We start from the raw sequence: 13,989 nt of genomic DNA, 5'->3' as shown, positions 1-13,989 counted from the left end.
CGGCGGCGGCGCGGGGGCGGGGCCCGTCGCCGCCGTCGACGACGGTGACACGGGCGCCCGCGGCGGCCAGCGCGCGTGCCGCGCCGGCCCCGCTGACACCGAGTCCGGCGACGGTGACGTGCCGGTCGGTGAACTCCTCGCCCGTCATCGGCTCGTCGCCCAGGTGCCGTAGAAGATGCCGAGTCCGACGATGACGCAGATCCCCTGGATGATCCAGAAGCGGACCACGACCAGGACCTCGCTCCAGCCCTTCAGCTCGAAGTGGTGCTGGAGCGGGGCCATCTTGAAGACCCGCTTGCCGGTGAGGCGGAAGGACCCGACCTGGATGACCACCGACATGGTGATCAGGACGAAGAGGCCGCCCAGGACGGCGACGAGCAGTTCGGTGCGGGAGACGATCGCCAGACCGGCGAGGGCGCCGCCCAGCGCCAGCGAACCGGTGTCGCCCATGAAGATCTTCGCCGGCGAGGTGTTCCACCACAGGAAGCCGAAGAGCGCTCCCATCAGTGCGGCGGCGACCACGGCGAGGTCGAGCGGGTCGCGGACCTCGTAGCAGCCGGGCCCGGCGGTCAGCTCGTTGGCGCAGGTCTGGCCGTACTGCCAGACGCCGATGAAGACGTAGGCGCCGAAGACCATCACCGAGGCGCCGGTGGCCAGGCCGTCCAGACCGTCCGTCAGGTTCACGCCGTTGGACATGGCCAGGATCATGAAGAGCGCCCAGACCACGAACAGCACGGGCCCGATGGACCAGCCGAAGTCCTGCACGAACGACAGGTGGGTCGAGGCCGGGGTGAGCCCGCGGGAGTCCGCGAAGTTCAGCGCCAGGACCGCGAAGGCCACACCGACGATGAGCTGGCCCAGCATCTTCGCCTTGGCCCGCAGGCCGAGGCTCCGCTGCTTGACGATCTTGATGTAGTCGTCGAGGAAGCCGACCAGGCCCATACCCGCGAAGAGGAACAGCACCAGCAGACCGGAGACGGTCGGCGCGGCGCCCGTCACCGCCTTGGTCACGAAGTACGCGATCAGCGTGGCCAGGATGAACGCGATGCCACCCATGGTCGGGGTGCCGCGCTTGCTGTGGTGGTCCCGGGGGCCGTCGTCCCGGATGAACTGGCCGTAGCCCTTTCGGGCGAGCAACTTGATCAGCAGCGGAGTGCCGATCAGCGTCAGGAAGAGCCCGATGACACCGGAGAAGAGGATCTGCCTCATCGGGCGGCGACCCCACCTTCGGTATCACCGAGCAGGTCGATGGCGACCCTCTCCAGACCCACGGCGCGCGATGCCTTCACCAGCACCACATCTCCCGACCGCAGCTCGTTCCGCAGCAGCTCCAGCGCTGCCTGAGCGTCGGACACGTGCACCGACTCCTCACCCCACGAACCCTCGTTCTTGGCACCCATGTCCAGCCAGGCGGCCTCCAGGCCGCCGACGCACACGAGTTTGCTGACGTTGAGCCGGACGGCGAGCCGTCCGATGGCGTCGTGCTCGGCCTGCGAGTCGTCCCCCAGCTCGGCCATGTGGCCGAGCACCGCCCAGGTGCGTCCTCCGTGCCCCATGGTGGCGAGCGTCTTGAGCGCCGCGCGCATGGAGTCCGGATTGGCGTTGTAGGCGTCGTTGACGATCGTCACACCGTCCGCGCGCTCGGTGACCTCCATCCGCCATCTGGAGAGCGGGCCCGCGGACGACAGCGCTTCGGCGATCTGCGTTGCGGGCATGCCCAGTTCATGGGCGACCGCGGCTGCCGCCAGCGCGTTCGACACGTGGTGCTCACCGTACAGGCGCATGGTCACACCGCTGCGCCCGGTGGGGGTGCACAGGGTGAACGAGGGCCGTCCGTCGGCGCCGAGACGCGCCTCTTCCGCCCGGATGTCGGCCTCGCCCGACTCGCCGAAGAGCACCACCCGGGCACGGGTCCTGGCGGCCATCGCGCGCACCAGCGGATCGTCGGCGTTGAGCACCGCGACACCGCCCTCATCTGCGGCGGGCAGCGCCTCGACCAGCTCGCCCTTGGCCTGCGCGATGCGGTCCTGACCGCCGAACTCACCGACGTGGGCGGTCCCGACGTTCAGCACCACACCGATGCGCGGCGGGGTCAATTCAGCCAGGTACCGGATGTGTCCGACGCCACGTGCCCCCATCTCCAGAACGAGGTGCCGGGTCCCCGCGTCGGCGCGCAGCGCGGTCAGCGGCAGACCGATCTCGTTGTTCAGCGAGCCCGGTGTCCACACCGTCGGGCCCAGTTCGCGCAGCAGCTGCGCGATCAGGTCCTTGGTGGAGGTCTTCCCGGAGGACCCGGTGAGCGCCACGAGGGTGGCCCCCAGCTCGCGCACGGTGTGCCGGGCGAGCGCGCCGAGCGCCGCCGTGACGTCGTCCACCAGAACGGCGGGGACCCCGACCGGCCGCGTGGCCAGCACGACGGCGGCGCCGGCCCCGACCGCGGCGGCGGCGTAGTCGTGCCCGTCGACGTGCTCGCCCTCGAAGGCGGCGAAGAGGACCCCGGGAGCGGCCTCACGGGAGTCGATGACGGCGGGTCCGGTGACCGGCGCGTTCAGGGGGTCGGCCCCGGGGTCCGTGTCCGGGGCGTCGGGCAGCCCGTGCGGCTTCCCGTCGACGACGGAGGCGAGTTCGGCGATGGAGAGGGGGATCATGCGCTGTCCTGGTCCGTCCCTGGGCTGGGTGTGGCGGAGGCGTGGCCGGCGCGCTCGATGGCGGCACGCAGCTCGGTCCGGTCGTCGAAGTTGCGGATGACACCGGCGATGTCCTGGCCCTGCTCGTGGCCCTTGCCGGCGACCACCACGGTGTCTCCGGGCTCGGCACGGGCGACGGCCGCGGCGATCGCGGCGGCGCGGTCCTCCTCCACCAGTACGGTGCCGCGGTCGTGACTGGGCACCTGGGAGGCGCCGGTGAGCATGGCCGCGAGGATCGCCAGCGGGTCCTCGGAGCGGGGGTTGTCGGAGGTGAGGACCGCCGTGTCGGAGAGCCTCGCGAGGGCGGCGCCCATCGCCGTGCGCTTGTGCGGGTCGCGGTCGCCGCCGCAGCCGAGGACGGCGTGCACCCTGCCGTCGGTGATCTTCCGGACGGCGTGCAGGACGGACTCCACGGCGTCGGGCTTGTGCGCGTAGTCCACGACCGCGAGGTAGGACTGGCCGGCGTCCACCCGCTCCAGCCGGCCCGGGACGCCCGGCACCCGGGCGATGCCGTCGGCGGCCTGCTGCGGGTCGGCGCCCGCGGCGGCGAGCGCGGCGATGGCGGCGAGGGTGTTGGCGACGTTGAACTCGCCGGGCAGCGGGGCGTGGGCACGCACGACGACCCCGTCGGGGCCCTCGACGGTGAAGGTCGAGCCCATCGGCCCCGCCTCCACCTCGCTCGCCCGCCAGTCGGCGTCGGGGTGGCCCTCGGCCGAGTAGGTGGTGAGCGGTACCCCCGCCTCGCGCACGAGGCGCAGCCCCCAGTGGTCGTCGATGTTGACGACACCGGCGCGCGAGCGGGCCGGGGTGAACAGCTGCGCCTTGGCCCGGAAGTAGTCCTCCATGTCCGGGTGGAAGTCCAGGTGCTCCGGGCTGAGGTTGGTGTAGACGGCGATGTCGAAGACACAGCCGTCCACCCGGCCCAGCACCAGGGCGTGGCTGGAGACCTCCATGGCCAGCGAGGTGACCTTGTGCTCCCGCATCACGGCGAAGAGCGCCTGGAGGTCGGTGGCCTCCGGGGTGGTCCGCTCGGACTTGATCCGTTCGTCCCCGATACGGGTCTCGACGGTGCCGATCAACCCCGTCTGGCCGCCGTCGGGGGCGGCGGCGCGCAGCGCGCCCTCCACCAGGTAGGCGGTGGTGGTCTTCCCGGAGGTGCCGGTGATGCCGATGCGCAGCATGGCGGCGCCCGGGTCCCCGTACACGCCGACGGCGAGCTGTCCCATCACGGCGCGCGGGTCGGGCACGGTCAGCACCGGGAGTCCGGTGGCGGCGGCGCGCTCGGTGCCGGCGGGGTCGGTGAGGACCGCCGCCGCGCCGAGGAACGCGGCCTGGGCGACGAAGTCGGCGCCGTGGTAGCGGGCACCGGGGAGCGCGGCGTAGATGTCGCCGGGGCGCACCGCGCGGGAGTCGTGGGTGATGCCGGTCGCCGTGGCATGGTCCGCGCCGCCGCCCTCGGCGGACGGACCTCCGGGGCCGTCGGTCGTCCGGGAGGAGGCTGCCGGCGTGAGCTCGGCGTCCGCGGCGCGGGCCAGCTCGGCGAGCGGAACCGGTCGGACGTGCTGTGGCCTGGGCAGCGCGGGCTGGGTCTTGTCACCGTGTCGCACGGCCGTGAGCGTACCGGGCTCGGCGGGGGTGCCGCGACGTGAGTCCTCCGGCCCGTCCAGCGGCTCCGCCCCGGAGGGGCCCTTCCGGTCCTCACCGGTGATGATCTTCACGTGGGCTCCGCTCGTTCTTGTCATGCGTCGGGGTCGAAGGTGGTGGGCAGGGTGGCGGCTTCCTCGCCGCTGGGCGGCACGTGGAGCGCCTTGAGGGAGAACTCCATGACCTGGCGGAAGACCGGGCCGCAGACCTGGCTGCCGTAGTAGCCGCCCTCGGTGGGGTTCTGCACGGCGCAGTAGACGGTGACCTGCGGGTCGTCCGCCGGGGCGAAGCCGGCGAAGGAGGCGGTGTAGCCCTTGTACAGGCCGGTCTCCGGGTCCACCCGGTTGGAGGTGCCGGTCTTGCCCGCGACGCGGTAGCCGGGGATGCGCGCGGCGCCGCCGGTCCCCCACTCCTCGTCGTGGACGACCGTCTCCAGCATCGAGGTCAGTTGCCGCGCCGTCTCCTCGCTGACGACGCGCTCCCGGTCGGGCTCGGCCGACTCCTGGTACTGGCCGTCCGGGCCGGTGGTGCCCCGGACCAGCCGGGGGGCGACGCGCTCGCCGCCACCGGCGACGGTGGAGTAGACCGACGCGGCCTGCACGGCGTTGACGGAGAGCCCCTGCCCGAAGGAGACCGTGTACTGCTGCGAGGCGTTCCAGGTCTCCGGCGGCGCGAGGATGCCCGCGGTCTCGCCGGGGAACGCCAGCCCGGTGGGGCGGCCGAACCCGAAGTCGGCCAGGTAGCGGTGGAGGATCTCGTTGGCCTCGGGCTGGGAGTCGGAGAGGGTCTCCGTCGCCAGGATGGTGCCGATGTTGCTGGACTTGGCCAGGACCCCGGCGAGCGTCAGGTGGTAGGTGTCGTGGTCGTGGTCGTCGGCGAAGGCCCGGTCGGCGCGCGGCAGCCGGTTGGGCACGGTGACGTGGGTGTCCGGTGCGGCACTGCCCTCCTCCAGGACGGCGGCCATGGAGATGAGCTTGCTGGTCGACCCGGGCTCGAACGCGTCGGAGAGGGCGGGATTGCCCAGGGTGCCCGGCTCGGCGCGGCCGTAGTTGTTGGGGTCGTAACCGGGGGCGGAGGCCATCGCGAGGATCTCACCGGAGGCGACGTCCTGGACGACGACGTAGCCGCCGTCGGCCGCCGAGGCGTCGACCTGCGCGGCGATGGCCGACTGCGCGGCCCACTGGATGTCGCGGTCGATGGTGAGCTCTATGTCGGTGCCGGGGACGGCGGGCTGCTCGGTGGAGCCCGCCGTGGGGACGCGCCGGCCGCCGGACTGGGCGTAGCGCATGGTGCCGTCCTCGCCCGCCAGCTGGGGGTCGAGCTGGGCCTCGATGCCGCCGCCGCCGACGCCCTCGCTGTTGACGAAGCCCATGACGCCCGCGCCCAGCTCGCCCGCCGGGTAGACCCGCTTGGGGTTCTTCTCACGGAAGACGCCCGTCAGGACCTGGTGCCCGGAGTCCTCCCGCACGCGCTCGGCCAGGGTGCGGCGCAGGTCCTGGATCTGTGCCCATGCCTGCGGCGTCTGCTGCCGCGCGAGGACGGCGTACTGCGACTCGGGGTTGTCGAGCAGTGCGGCGAGCCGCTCCTCCTCCTGGTCGAGGACGGGGGCGAGCAGCGCGGCGGCCTGGGCAGGGCCGTCATCCGTCCCGGTGTGCTCCTCGGTGAAGAGCGAGGGGTCGGCGATGATGTCGTAGGCGTCCACCGTGGTGGCCAGGGCCGTGCCGTGGCGGTCGGTGATGTCGCCGCGCTCCGCGGAGATGGGGACGGTCACGAACCGGTTGACCTGTGCCTTGTCCGAGTACGCGGTGGCGTCCACCGCTTGGACCTGCACCAGCCGGACGGTGAAGACCAGCATGACCAGGGTCAGGCCGAGGCCGATCAGGCGCAGTCTCGGCCGGGGGCTGCCGAGCCGCAGCGGCTCGTTCCGGGAGGCGGGTCGGGGCCTCGGGGGGCGTTCTGCGCTCACGGGGCGACCTCCTGGGCCTGGTCGGGCCGCGGCGGGCCCTGCGGCGCCGGGCCGTCCCCGGCGGGTGCGTCGGCGCCCCGGGCGGCCGGGGTGGCGTCGGGGGACGGGACGGCGGGGTCGGTCTCCGTGCCGGCGGCGGCTTCGGTGCCCGTGTCGGTCTCCGGGTCGTCGGCGTCGGTCTCCGCGTCGGTCTCCGGGTCGTCGGCGTCGGTCTCGGGGGCGCTGTCCGCGTCCGTCTCCGTCTCCGCCTCGGGGTCGTCGGCGTCGGCGTCGGCGTCGGCGTCGCTCCCCGCGTCGGCGTCCTCCCCCGCGTCGGCCTCGGCGCCCGCGCCCTGATCCGGCCCCGGTTCCGCCTCGGGCGCCGGGGCCTCCTCGGGCTCCTCCTCCTGCTCCTCGGGCGGCGGCGCCGGCTGGGGGTCGCCGAGGTAGGAGCCGTCCGGGGCCAGGAAGACCGGCGGTCCGCCGGGGACCAGGCCGAGGTCGCGGGCGCGGTCGGCCAGCGCGTCCGGAGCGGAGAAGCCGTCCACCTCCGCCTGGAGCGACTGCTGCTCGTCCCGGGCGTCCTGGGCCTGCCTGCGCAACTCGCTCAGCTGGAACGACCCCTGGTTGAGCGCGGCGTTGAGCAGCAGCAGCGACAGCATCCCCGCGCCCAGCAGCACCACGATCAGCAGCACGAACGGGGTGCGGGCGGCGGCGTGGGAGGACGACGAGCCGGGGCCGAGTCCGGTCAGCCGCGCGAGCCGCGCCTGCGCCCCGGTGGCCGGCCCTTTACCGGCGGGAGTCACGCCCTGGCCTCGCGGACGCGCTCGGCGGCGCGCAGCCGGGCCGGGGCCGCGCGGCGGTTCTCCGCGATCTCCGCCTCCCCGGGCAGTTCGGCACCGCGGGTCAGCAGCCGCAGCCGGGGCTGGTACTCCTCGGGCACGACGGGCAGTCCCGGGGGCGCGGTGGTGGCGGCGCCCGCGGCCAGGACTTTCTTGACCAGCCGGTCCTCCAGCGAGTGGTACGACAGCACCACCACGCGCCCGCCGACCGCGAGCGCGTCCACCGCCGCGGGCACCGCGCGCTCCAGGACGGACAGCTCGCCGTTGACCTCGATCCGCAGCGCCTGGAAGGTGCGCTTGGCGGGGTTGCCGCCGGTGCGCATCGCAGCCTGTGGCAGCGCCTCCCGGATGAGGGCGACCAGTTCGGCGCTTCCGGTCAGCGGCTCGGTGTCCCGGCGGCGGACGACGGCCTCGACGATCTTGCGTGCGAACTTCTCCTCGCCGTAGGCGCGGAGGATCCGCACGAGGTCGCCGGGCGGATAGGTGTTGAGCACCTCGGCGGCGCTGAGCCCCGTGGTCTGGTCCATGCGCATGTCCAGCGGCGCGTCCTGGGAGTAGGCGAACCCGCGCTCGGCCTCGTCGAGTTGCATCGAGGAGACGCCGAGGTCGAACAGCACCCCCCGGACCGGTCCGGTGCCCAGGCGCGCCAGCACGTCGGGCAGTTCGTCGTAGACGGCGTGGACGAGGGTCACGCGGTCCCCGAAACGCTCCAGCCGCTCCCCCGCGAGGCGGAGCGCCGACGGGTCGCGGTCCAGGCCGATCAGCCGGGCGCCGGGGTGGGCGTCGAGGAGTGCCTCGCTGTGGCCGCCGAGGCCGAGCGTGCAGTCCACCACGGTGGCGCCGGGCTCCTGCAGGGCGGGCCCCAGGAGCTCCAGGCAGCGCCGGAGGAAGACGGGACGGTGCCGGTCTGCTGCCGGCCGGTCGTTGGTGGTGGACATGGGCCTTCCGAAAAGGTGACCGCCGGGGTCGGCGAAGGGGAGAAAAGCGACACGGACGACGGGTGTGCGCAACCCTAGTCCACCTGATTCCGGGGTCAATCACTGCGCCGGGCCCGTGTGGCGGGCACCGCCGCACCCGCCCGGCGGCCCGCCGCCCAACGCCTGCGGGGCCCGCGCGCGACGAGGTGATCCCGGTCACCCCGGCGCGCCGCGGGCCGGGTCGTACCCGGACGCAGCAGGTACCCGGCCCGCCGCACGCACGGGCGGCGGGTGACGAGGGGGCGGAGCACGGCTGTTCCGTACTAACGTCTGCGGCATGTCTTCATCGGTCACCGATCAGCTGGTAGAAGCCAACACGCGGTACGCCGCGGGGTTCACGGACCCGGGCATGGACGCCCGTCCGACCCGCAAGGTGGCGATCGTCGCCTGTATGGACGCCCGCCTCGACCTGCACTCCGCGCTCGGCCTGGAGCTGGGCGACTGCCACACCATCCGAAACGCGGGCGGCGTCGTCACCGACGACATCATCCGCTCGCTCACCATCAGCCAGCGCGCGCTGGGCACCACCTCGGTCGTGCTGATCCACCACACCGGGTGCGGCCTGGAGAAGCTGACGGAGGACTTCCGCACCGAACTGGAGCTGGAGGTCGGCCAGAAGCCCAGCTGGGCGGTGGAGTCCTTCACCGACCTGGACCAGGACGTCCGGCAGTCCATGAACCGGGTGCGGCGCTCGCCGTTCCTCCTGCACACTGATGACGTCCGCGGGTTCGTGTTCGACGTGACGAGCGGCCTGCTCCGGGAGGTCCCCGCGGCCAGCCCGTCGCCCTGCCGGTGACGCCGGACGCGATTGTGTGAAGAATGCTCTCGCACGGTGTGCGCCCCCGGCAGGGTGGCGCACACCGACCAACGACGGCCCGGCCCCGCGGGGGCCCGGGCGGAGCGGCGAGAGGGGCCGAGGAGAACCGGTGACGACCTACGAGGGCCAGAGCACACTCGGTGAGCTGGGCGCGACCGCGAACGCGGTACGTCGCGCCATGGAAAGCGTCATCGAGGGCAAACCGGAGGTCGTGCGCGTCTCCCTGACCGTCCTGCTCGCCGGTGGGCACCTGCTGCTGGAGGACGTGCCGGGCGTCGGCAAGACGATGCTCGCCAAGGCGCTGGCACGCTCCGTCGACTGCTCGGTGAGCCGGATCCAGTTCACGCCCGACCTGCTCCCCTCCGACATCACGGGCGTCAGCGTCTACGACCAGGAGCGGCGCGAGTTCGAGTTCAAGCCGGGGGCGGTCTTCTCACAGATCGTCATCGGCGACGAGATCAACCGCGCCTCGCCCAAGACCCAGTCCGCGCTGCTGGAGGCGATGGAGGAGCGGCAGGTCACCGCCGACGGCGAGACCTACGGGCTGCCGGAGCCGTTCATGGTCGTCGCGACCCAGAACCCGGTCGAGATGGAGGGCACCTACCCCCTCCCGGAGGCGCAGCGGGACCGCTTCATGGCGCGGGTGTCCATGGGGTATCCGTCCTACGACGCCGAGCTGCGGATGCTGGAGAGCCACGGCGAGTCCTCACCTCTGGACGGCCTGCGGCCCGTCGTCCAGGCCCACCAGCTGGTGAAGCTGATGGAGGCCGTCCGCGGCATCCACGTCTCCGACCCGGTGCGGCACTACGCGCTGGGGCTGCTGGACGCCACCCGCAACCACCCCGAGGTGCGGCTGGGCGCCTCGCCGCGGGCCGGCCTCCAACTGCTGCGTGCCGCCAAGGCGTCGGCGGCGTTGCTCGGCCGGGAGTACGTGCTGCCGGACGACGTCCAGTCACTCGCGGTACCGGTGCTGGCGCACCGGCTGCTGCCCACGGCGCAGGCCCAGCTCAACCGCCACACCACGGAGGACTTCGTCAAGGAGATCCTGGCCCGCACACCGATGCCCGACGCGTACGCGCAGCGTCGGGGTTTCTGATGCCGGAGGCGGGCGACCCGGACAGGGGGCCCCTCCGTGCCGCGTTCGGCGGGTTGACCACGCGCGGCCGGTCGTTCCTCGCGGCCGGCGCCGCCGCCGGCGTCTGCGCCTACCTGCTGGGTCAGGAGGACCTGCTGCGGATCGGCGCGCTGCTCGCGCTCCTGCCGCTGTTGTGCGTCGTGGTGCTGCACCGCACCCGCAGCCGCGTCACCGCCGCCCGGCAGCTGACCCCCGCGCGGGTCGCGGCGGGTTCGGAGTCCAGGGTCCGGCTGCGGCTGGAGAACACCGCCCGCGGGGTGCCCACGGGGCTGCTGATGCTGCAGGACCGGGTCCCCTACGTGCTGGGTCCCCGGCCGCGGTTCGTGGTGGATCGTATCGAGTCCGGTGGCAGGCGCGAGGTGAGCTACCGCGTCCGTTCCGACCTCCGGGGGCGCTACCCGCTCGGTCCGCTCCAGCTCCGGTTGACGGACCCCTTCGGGCTGGTGGAGCTGAACCGGTCGTTCACCGCCTACGACGTGATGACGGTGCTGCCGAAGGTCGAGGCGCTGCCCGCCACCGCGCTCGGCGGCGACGCCGCCGGGTTCGGCGAGGGCGGCCGTCGCACGCCGTCGGTCACCGGCGAGGACGACGTCATCCCGCGCGACTACCGCCACGGTGACGACGTCCGGCGGGTCCACTGGCGTTCGACGGCGCGCCGCGGCGCGCTGATGGTCCGACGCGAGGAGCAGCCCCGGCAGGACCGCTGCACCGTGCTGCTGGACACACGACGGCGCGGCTACGAGCAGGACGGCACCGACCCCGCCTTCGAACGGGCCGTCTCCGGCGCCGCGTCCGCCGTCGCGCACCTGGTCGCCCGCGGGTACGCGGTGCGCCTGGTCACCGACACCGGCGCGGTGCTTCCCGGGGAGGACGGCGAGCAGCCGGACCCGGCCGAGATCGGCGCGCTCGTGATGGACGGACTGGCGTCGGTGGAGCACTCCGACGGCAACGGATTCGGGGGCGCCCGGGAAGCGCTGCTGCGCCGCGACCCCGGACTGCTGGTCGCCTTCCTCGGGACGGTCGCCAAGGAGCCGGCCGCCGAGCTCTCCGCGCTGCGGCGCGGCGGGGCCCCGGCCGTCGCGTTCGTCGCGGCCGGGCAGCTGGACCACCGGCTGGAGGAGCGGCGCATGGAACGGCTGGAGGAGGGCGGTTGGACGGTGCTGGCGCACCATCGCGACGCGTCCCTGGCAGAGTTGTGGCGGGCGGCGTCGCGGACGACGCTCGGGCGCTGACCTTCGACGGGACGGACCGCCGCGGGCCGGGAGGCACGGGCGGAACGCCCCACAGTGGGCCGAGGAGAGGGATCATGGGCGGACGAGGCCGGATCACGGTGGTGGCCTGGGCGGCGACGATGGCCACCGCGTTCTCGCTGCTGCCGCTGGTCGAGGACCCGGGCTGGTTCCTCCAGGCGGGACTGCTGCTGGCCATGGTCAGCGGCGTCGGTGCGCTCGCCCGGTGGGGCGAGCTCAACGCGGCGCTCACGGCCGCCGCGCAGCTGCTCACCGGCGTACTGCTGGTCACGCTGACCACCGTCCCGGAGTACGCGCTGATCGGGCTGGTCCCCGGCCCGGAGGCCGTGGGTGAGCTGGGGGTCCTCTACTCCCTGGGCGCGCAGGATGTGGGGAGTTACGCCTCCCCCGCGCCCGTCACCGAGGGCATACGGCTGATGCTGGTGACCGGGGTGCTGGCCGTGGGGCTGGCCGTGGACCTGCTGGCCGTCACGCTGCGCAGCGCGGCGGCGGCCGGTCTGCCCCTGCTCGCGATGTACTCGGCGGCCACCGGCATCGCGCAGGAGGGCACCGCCTGGGTCTACTTCATCGTGGCGGCCGGCGGGTTCCTGGTGCTGCTGCTCGCCGAGAGCAGCGGGCGGACCACGGAGTGGGGACGCTTCTTCCCGGGGCCACTCGGCCAGGCCGGCGCCGAACCGGGCGCGGTGCGGCAGCGGGTGCCGAGGCTGCGGACCGGGCGCCGCATCGGAGCGGCGGCGCTCGGCGTCGCCGTGGCGGCCCCGCTGATGCTCCCGGCGCTGGGCGAAGGGCTGATCTCGCCCCCCTCGCACGGGGGCGGCGGGGCGGGAGACACCGACATCGGCACCATCGCCGTCAACCCGGTGGTCGCGTTGCAGGACCAGCTGAACCAGCCGGCCGACCGGAAGGTGCTGACCTACGAGACGGACAGCGACCGTTCCCGCGATCTCTACCTGCGGCTGGTGTCACTGGACCGGTTCGACGGCAGGCGCTGGTTCTCCAGCGAGAACATCCTCGACACGATCCCGGAGACCCCCTGGCCGGTGGCCGGGCTGAGTGACGCGGTGGAAACCACCGAGGTCGTCACGACCGTCGAGGCGGAACCCGACTACGCGCAGCGCTCGCTGCCGGTGCCGGTTCCCGCGCAGGAGATCACCGCGGACGGCGTGTGGTCCTACGACGCCTACTCGCGCACCCTGGTCGCCGGTCGGGGGCAGAGCTCCGCCGGGATGGAGTACGAGGTGCGGCACCTGGTGGTCGAGCCCACCGCCGCGCAGTTGGCGCAGGCGCCGGAACCGGTCAGCACCGTGATCACCGACGAGTTCACGCGGGTGCCGGCCGACCTGCCGCCCGTGGTCGCGGAGACGGCCGTCGAGGTGACCGCCGACGCCACAAGCAACTACGAGCGCGCGGTGGCGCTGCAGCAGTGGTTCACGGACGAGGGCGACTTCACGTACAACACCGATGTCGCCTCCGGGACCGGCACCGAGGCGGTGGCCAACTTCCTCCAGGCCCGCGAGGGGTTCTGCATCCACTTCGCGTTCGCCATGGCGGCCATGGCGCGCACCCTGGACATCCCCGCGCAGGTCTCCGTCGGGTTCACCCCCGGCACCCGGCAGGCGGACGGCAGCTACGAGGTCGGGCTGCACAACGCCCACGCCTGGCCCGAGCTGTACTTCGAGGGCGTGGGGTGGACGAGGTTCGAGCCGACGCCCGGGCAGGGCAACGCACCGTCCTGGACCCGGCCGGAGACCGAGAGCGCGGACCCGTCCGACACGGACCCCGAGGAGCCGGAGTCGGAGACCGCGACGCCGGACGCCGAGGAGGAGGAGCCTGCCGCGGCCCCCGACGAGCCCCGCCGCTGCGACCCGATGCTGGAGCCGGAGGCCTGCGAGGACCCGGTGGCCGACGCCGGGGACCAGGGCGCGGCGTTCGCGGTGTGGCCGTGGATCTGGGGCGCGGCGGCCGTGGCGGCGCTCGCCGCGCTGCTGCTCGCCCCGTGGCTGTGGCGGCGCCGGGAGCGCGACCGCCGGCTGGCGCCGGGTGCCGGTGTGATGGCCGCCTGGGAGGAGCTGCTGGACAGCGGCTGGGACATCGGCTCGCCGCCGCTCCCCGCGGAGACACCCCGGCAGGGCGCCCATCGGGTGGTCCGCGCGGGACAGTTGGCGGAGGTGCCCGCCGCAGCCGTCCACCGGGTCGCCGGCTCCGTGGAGCGGGAGCTGTACGCGCCGCGGGGCGCCGAGGGGACGACGGCCGGTGCCGCCGCGGTCGCCGAGGACGTACGGACCGCGACGAGCGCGCTGCGCGCTGTCCCGGACTCACCCGCGGCGCGCACCCGCGTGACGCTGTTCCCGCCTTCGGCTGTTCGAGTGACGCAGGCCGCTTCGCTGCGGGCGCGCGCGCTGCGGACGGATGCGGCGGCGCGGGCGCGGCGGCTGGTGCCGCGCGTCTCCCGCTCCCGGGGCTGAGCCCGAGCCGGTCGACGACTCCGCGCGGACCGGCGGTGTCCCGGCAGTGCGGCGTGCCCCCGCAGACCGGGCGCGCAGCCCCTGCCCCGCCCGGTCGCGGAGAGGGCCCCGGCGGGCGGGGTGGCGGCAGCCCGGTCGTGCAGCGACGGCCGGGACGCGCGGCGCGGCGCGGCGCGGGGCACGTGGGTCACGGGGCAGAGGCGGCACGGGGCCTCCCGGGTGGGCGG

At 73.9% G+C, this 13,989-nt stretch carries 10 protein-coding genes and 1 pseudogene; 4 read left to right on the top strand and 7 right to left on the bottom strand.

The genetic code is table 11. The features are described from left to right. The 7 genes and pseudogenes from murD to rsmH all read right to left on the bottom strand — a co-directional run. Nucleotides 1-148, bottom strand: a pseudogene (gene murD / locus HCJ92_RS25030) (UDP-N-acetylmuramoyl-L-alanine--D-glutamate ligase); the annotation flags it as partial. Continuing rightward, complete coding sequence (gene mraY, locus HCJ92_RS15790; RefSeq protein WP_167934235.1) at nt 145-1,209, bottom strand: phospho-N-acetylmuramoyl-pentapeptide-transferase; 1,065 nt, start codon at nt 1,207-1,209, stop codon at nt 145-147. The pseudogene murD and the gene mraY, both read right to left, overlap by 4 nt. Then, nucleotides 1,206-2,648, bottom strand: a complete 1,443-nt coding sequence (locus HCJ92_RS15785) for a UDP-N-acetylmuramoyl-tripeptide--D-alanyl-D-alanine ligase (RefSeq protein ID WP_167934234.1) — start codon at nt 2,646-2,648, stop codon at nt 1,206-1,208. Before HCJ92_RS15785 ends, mraY begins: the two co-directional genes overlap by 4 nt. Beyond that, on the bottom strand, nt 2,645-4,429 hold the full coding sequence (locus HCJ92_RS15780) for a UDP-N-acetylmuramoyl-L-alanyl-D-glutamate--2,6-diaminopimelate ligase (RefSeq protein WP_167934233.1): 1,785 nt from the start codon (nt 4,427-4,429) through the stop codon (nt 2,645-2,647). Before HCJ92_RS15780 ends, HCJ92_RS15785 begins: the two co-directional genes overlap by 4 nt. After that, on the bottom strand, nt 4,426-6,297 hold the full coding sequence (locus HCJ92_RS15775) for a penicillin-binding transpeptidase domain-containing protein (RefSeq protein WP_167934232.1): 1,872 nt from the start codon (nt 6,295-6,297) through the stop codon (nt 4,426-4,428). Before HCJ92_RS15775 ends, HCJ92_RS15780 begins: the two co-directional genes overlap by 4 nt. Then, nucleotides 6,294-7,082, bottom strand: coding sequence for a cell division protein FtsL (gene ftsL, locus HCJ92_RS25630; protein WP_338054200.1), 789 nt, complete (start codon nt 7,080-7,082; stop codon nt 6,294-6,296). Before ftsL ends, HCJ92_RS15775 begins: the two co-directional genes overlap by 4 nt. Next, the gene (gene rsmH, locus HCJ92_RS15765) at nt 7,079-8,056 is read right to left on the bottom strand and encodes a 16S rRNA (cytosine(1402)-N(4))-methyltransferase RsmH (protein ID WP_167934231.1); all 978 of its coding nucleotides are present in this window, start codon (nt 8,054-8,056) and stop codon (nt 7,079-7,081) included. The genes ftsL and rsmH overlap by 4 nt, the downstream gene beginning before the upstream one ends. Before the next feature lie 316 nt (nt 8,057-8,372). On the opposite strand from rsmH, the gene HCJ92_RS15760 reads away from it, so the two are divergent. The 4 genes from HCJ92_RS15760 (at nt 8,373) to HCJ92_RS15745 (ending at nt 13,762) form a co-directional block, all read left to right on the top strand. Beyond that, a complete protein-coding gene (locus tag HCJ92_RS15760; RefSeq protein ID WP_167934230.1) occupies nt 8,373-8,891 on the top strand; it encodes a beta-class carbonic anhydrase in 519 nt (172 codons plus the stop codon). A 130-nt stretch (nt 8,892-9,021) separates the two neighbouring features. Then, a complete protein-coding gene (locus HCJ92_RS15755; RefSeq protein ID WP_167934229.1) occupies nt 9,022-10,008 on the top strand; it encodes an AAA family ATPase in 987 nt (328 codons plus the stop codon). Beyond that, nucleotides 10,008-11,279 (top strand): DUF58 domain-containing protein, encoded by a 1,272-nt coding sequence (locus tag HCJ92_RS15750; RefSeq protein ID WP_167934228.1) that lies wholly within the window; start codon nt 10,008-10,010, stop codon nt 11,277-11,279. The genes HCJ92_RS15755 and HCJ92_RS15750 overlap by 1 nt, the downstream gene beginning before the upstream one ends. Nucleotides 11,280-11,353: 74 nt before the next feature. Further along, complete coding sequence (locus HCJ92_RS15745) at nt 11,354-13,762, top strand: transglutaminase TgpA family protein (RefSeq protein ID WP_167934227.1); 2,409 nt, start codon at nt 11,354-11,356, stop codon at nt 13,760-13,762. The last annotated feature ends 227 nt before the right edge of the window (nt 13,763-13,989 follow it).

It is taken from the genome of Streptomyces spiramenti, from assembly GCF_012034385.1.
GTDB lineage: Bacteria > Actinomycetota > Actinomycetes > Streptomycetales > Streptomycetaceae > Streptomyces > Streptomyces spiramenti.
The sequence above is the reverse complement of the archived record's forward strand: the minus strand, read 5'-3'. Positions and strand labels throughout refer to the sequence as shown.

Coding starts and splice junctions, on each gene's coding strand:
- mraY (WP_167934235.1), bottom strand. CDS start 1,209: ATGAGGCAGATCCTCTTCTCCGGTGTCATCGGGCTCTTCCTGACGCTG.
- HCJ92_RS15785 (WP_167934234.1), bottom strand. CDS start 2,648: ATGATCCCCCTCTCCATCGCCGAACTCGCCTCCGTCGTCGACGGGAAG.
- HCJ92_RS15780 (WP_167934233.1), bottom strand. CDS start 4,429: ATGACAAGAACGAGCGGAGCCCACGTGAAGATCATCACCGGTGAGGAC.
- rsmH (WP_167934231.1), bottom strand. CDS start 8,056: ATGTCCACCACCAACGACCGGCCGGCAGCAGACCGGCACCGTCCCGTC.
- HCJ92_RS15760 (WP_167934230.1), top strand. CDS start 8,373: ATGTCTTCATCGGTCACCGATCAGCTGGTAGAAGCCAACACGCGGTAC.
- HCJ92_RS15750 (WP_167934228.1), top strand. CDS start 10,008: ATGCCGGAGGCGGGCGACCCGGACAGGGGGCCCCTCCGTGCCGCGTTC.
- HCJ92_RS15745 (WP_167934227.1), top strand. CDS start 11,354: ATGGGCGGACGAGGCCGGATCACGGTGGTGGCCTGGGCGGCGACGATG.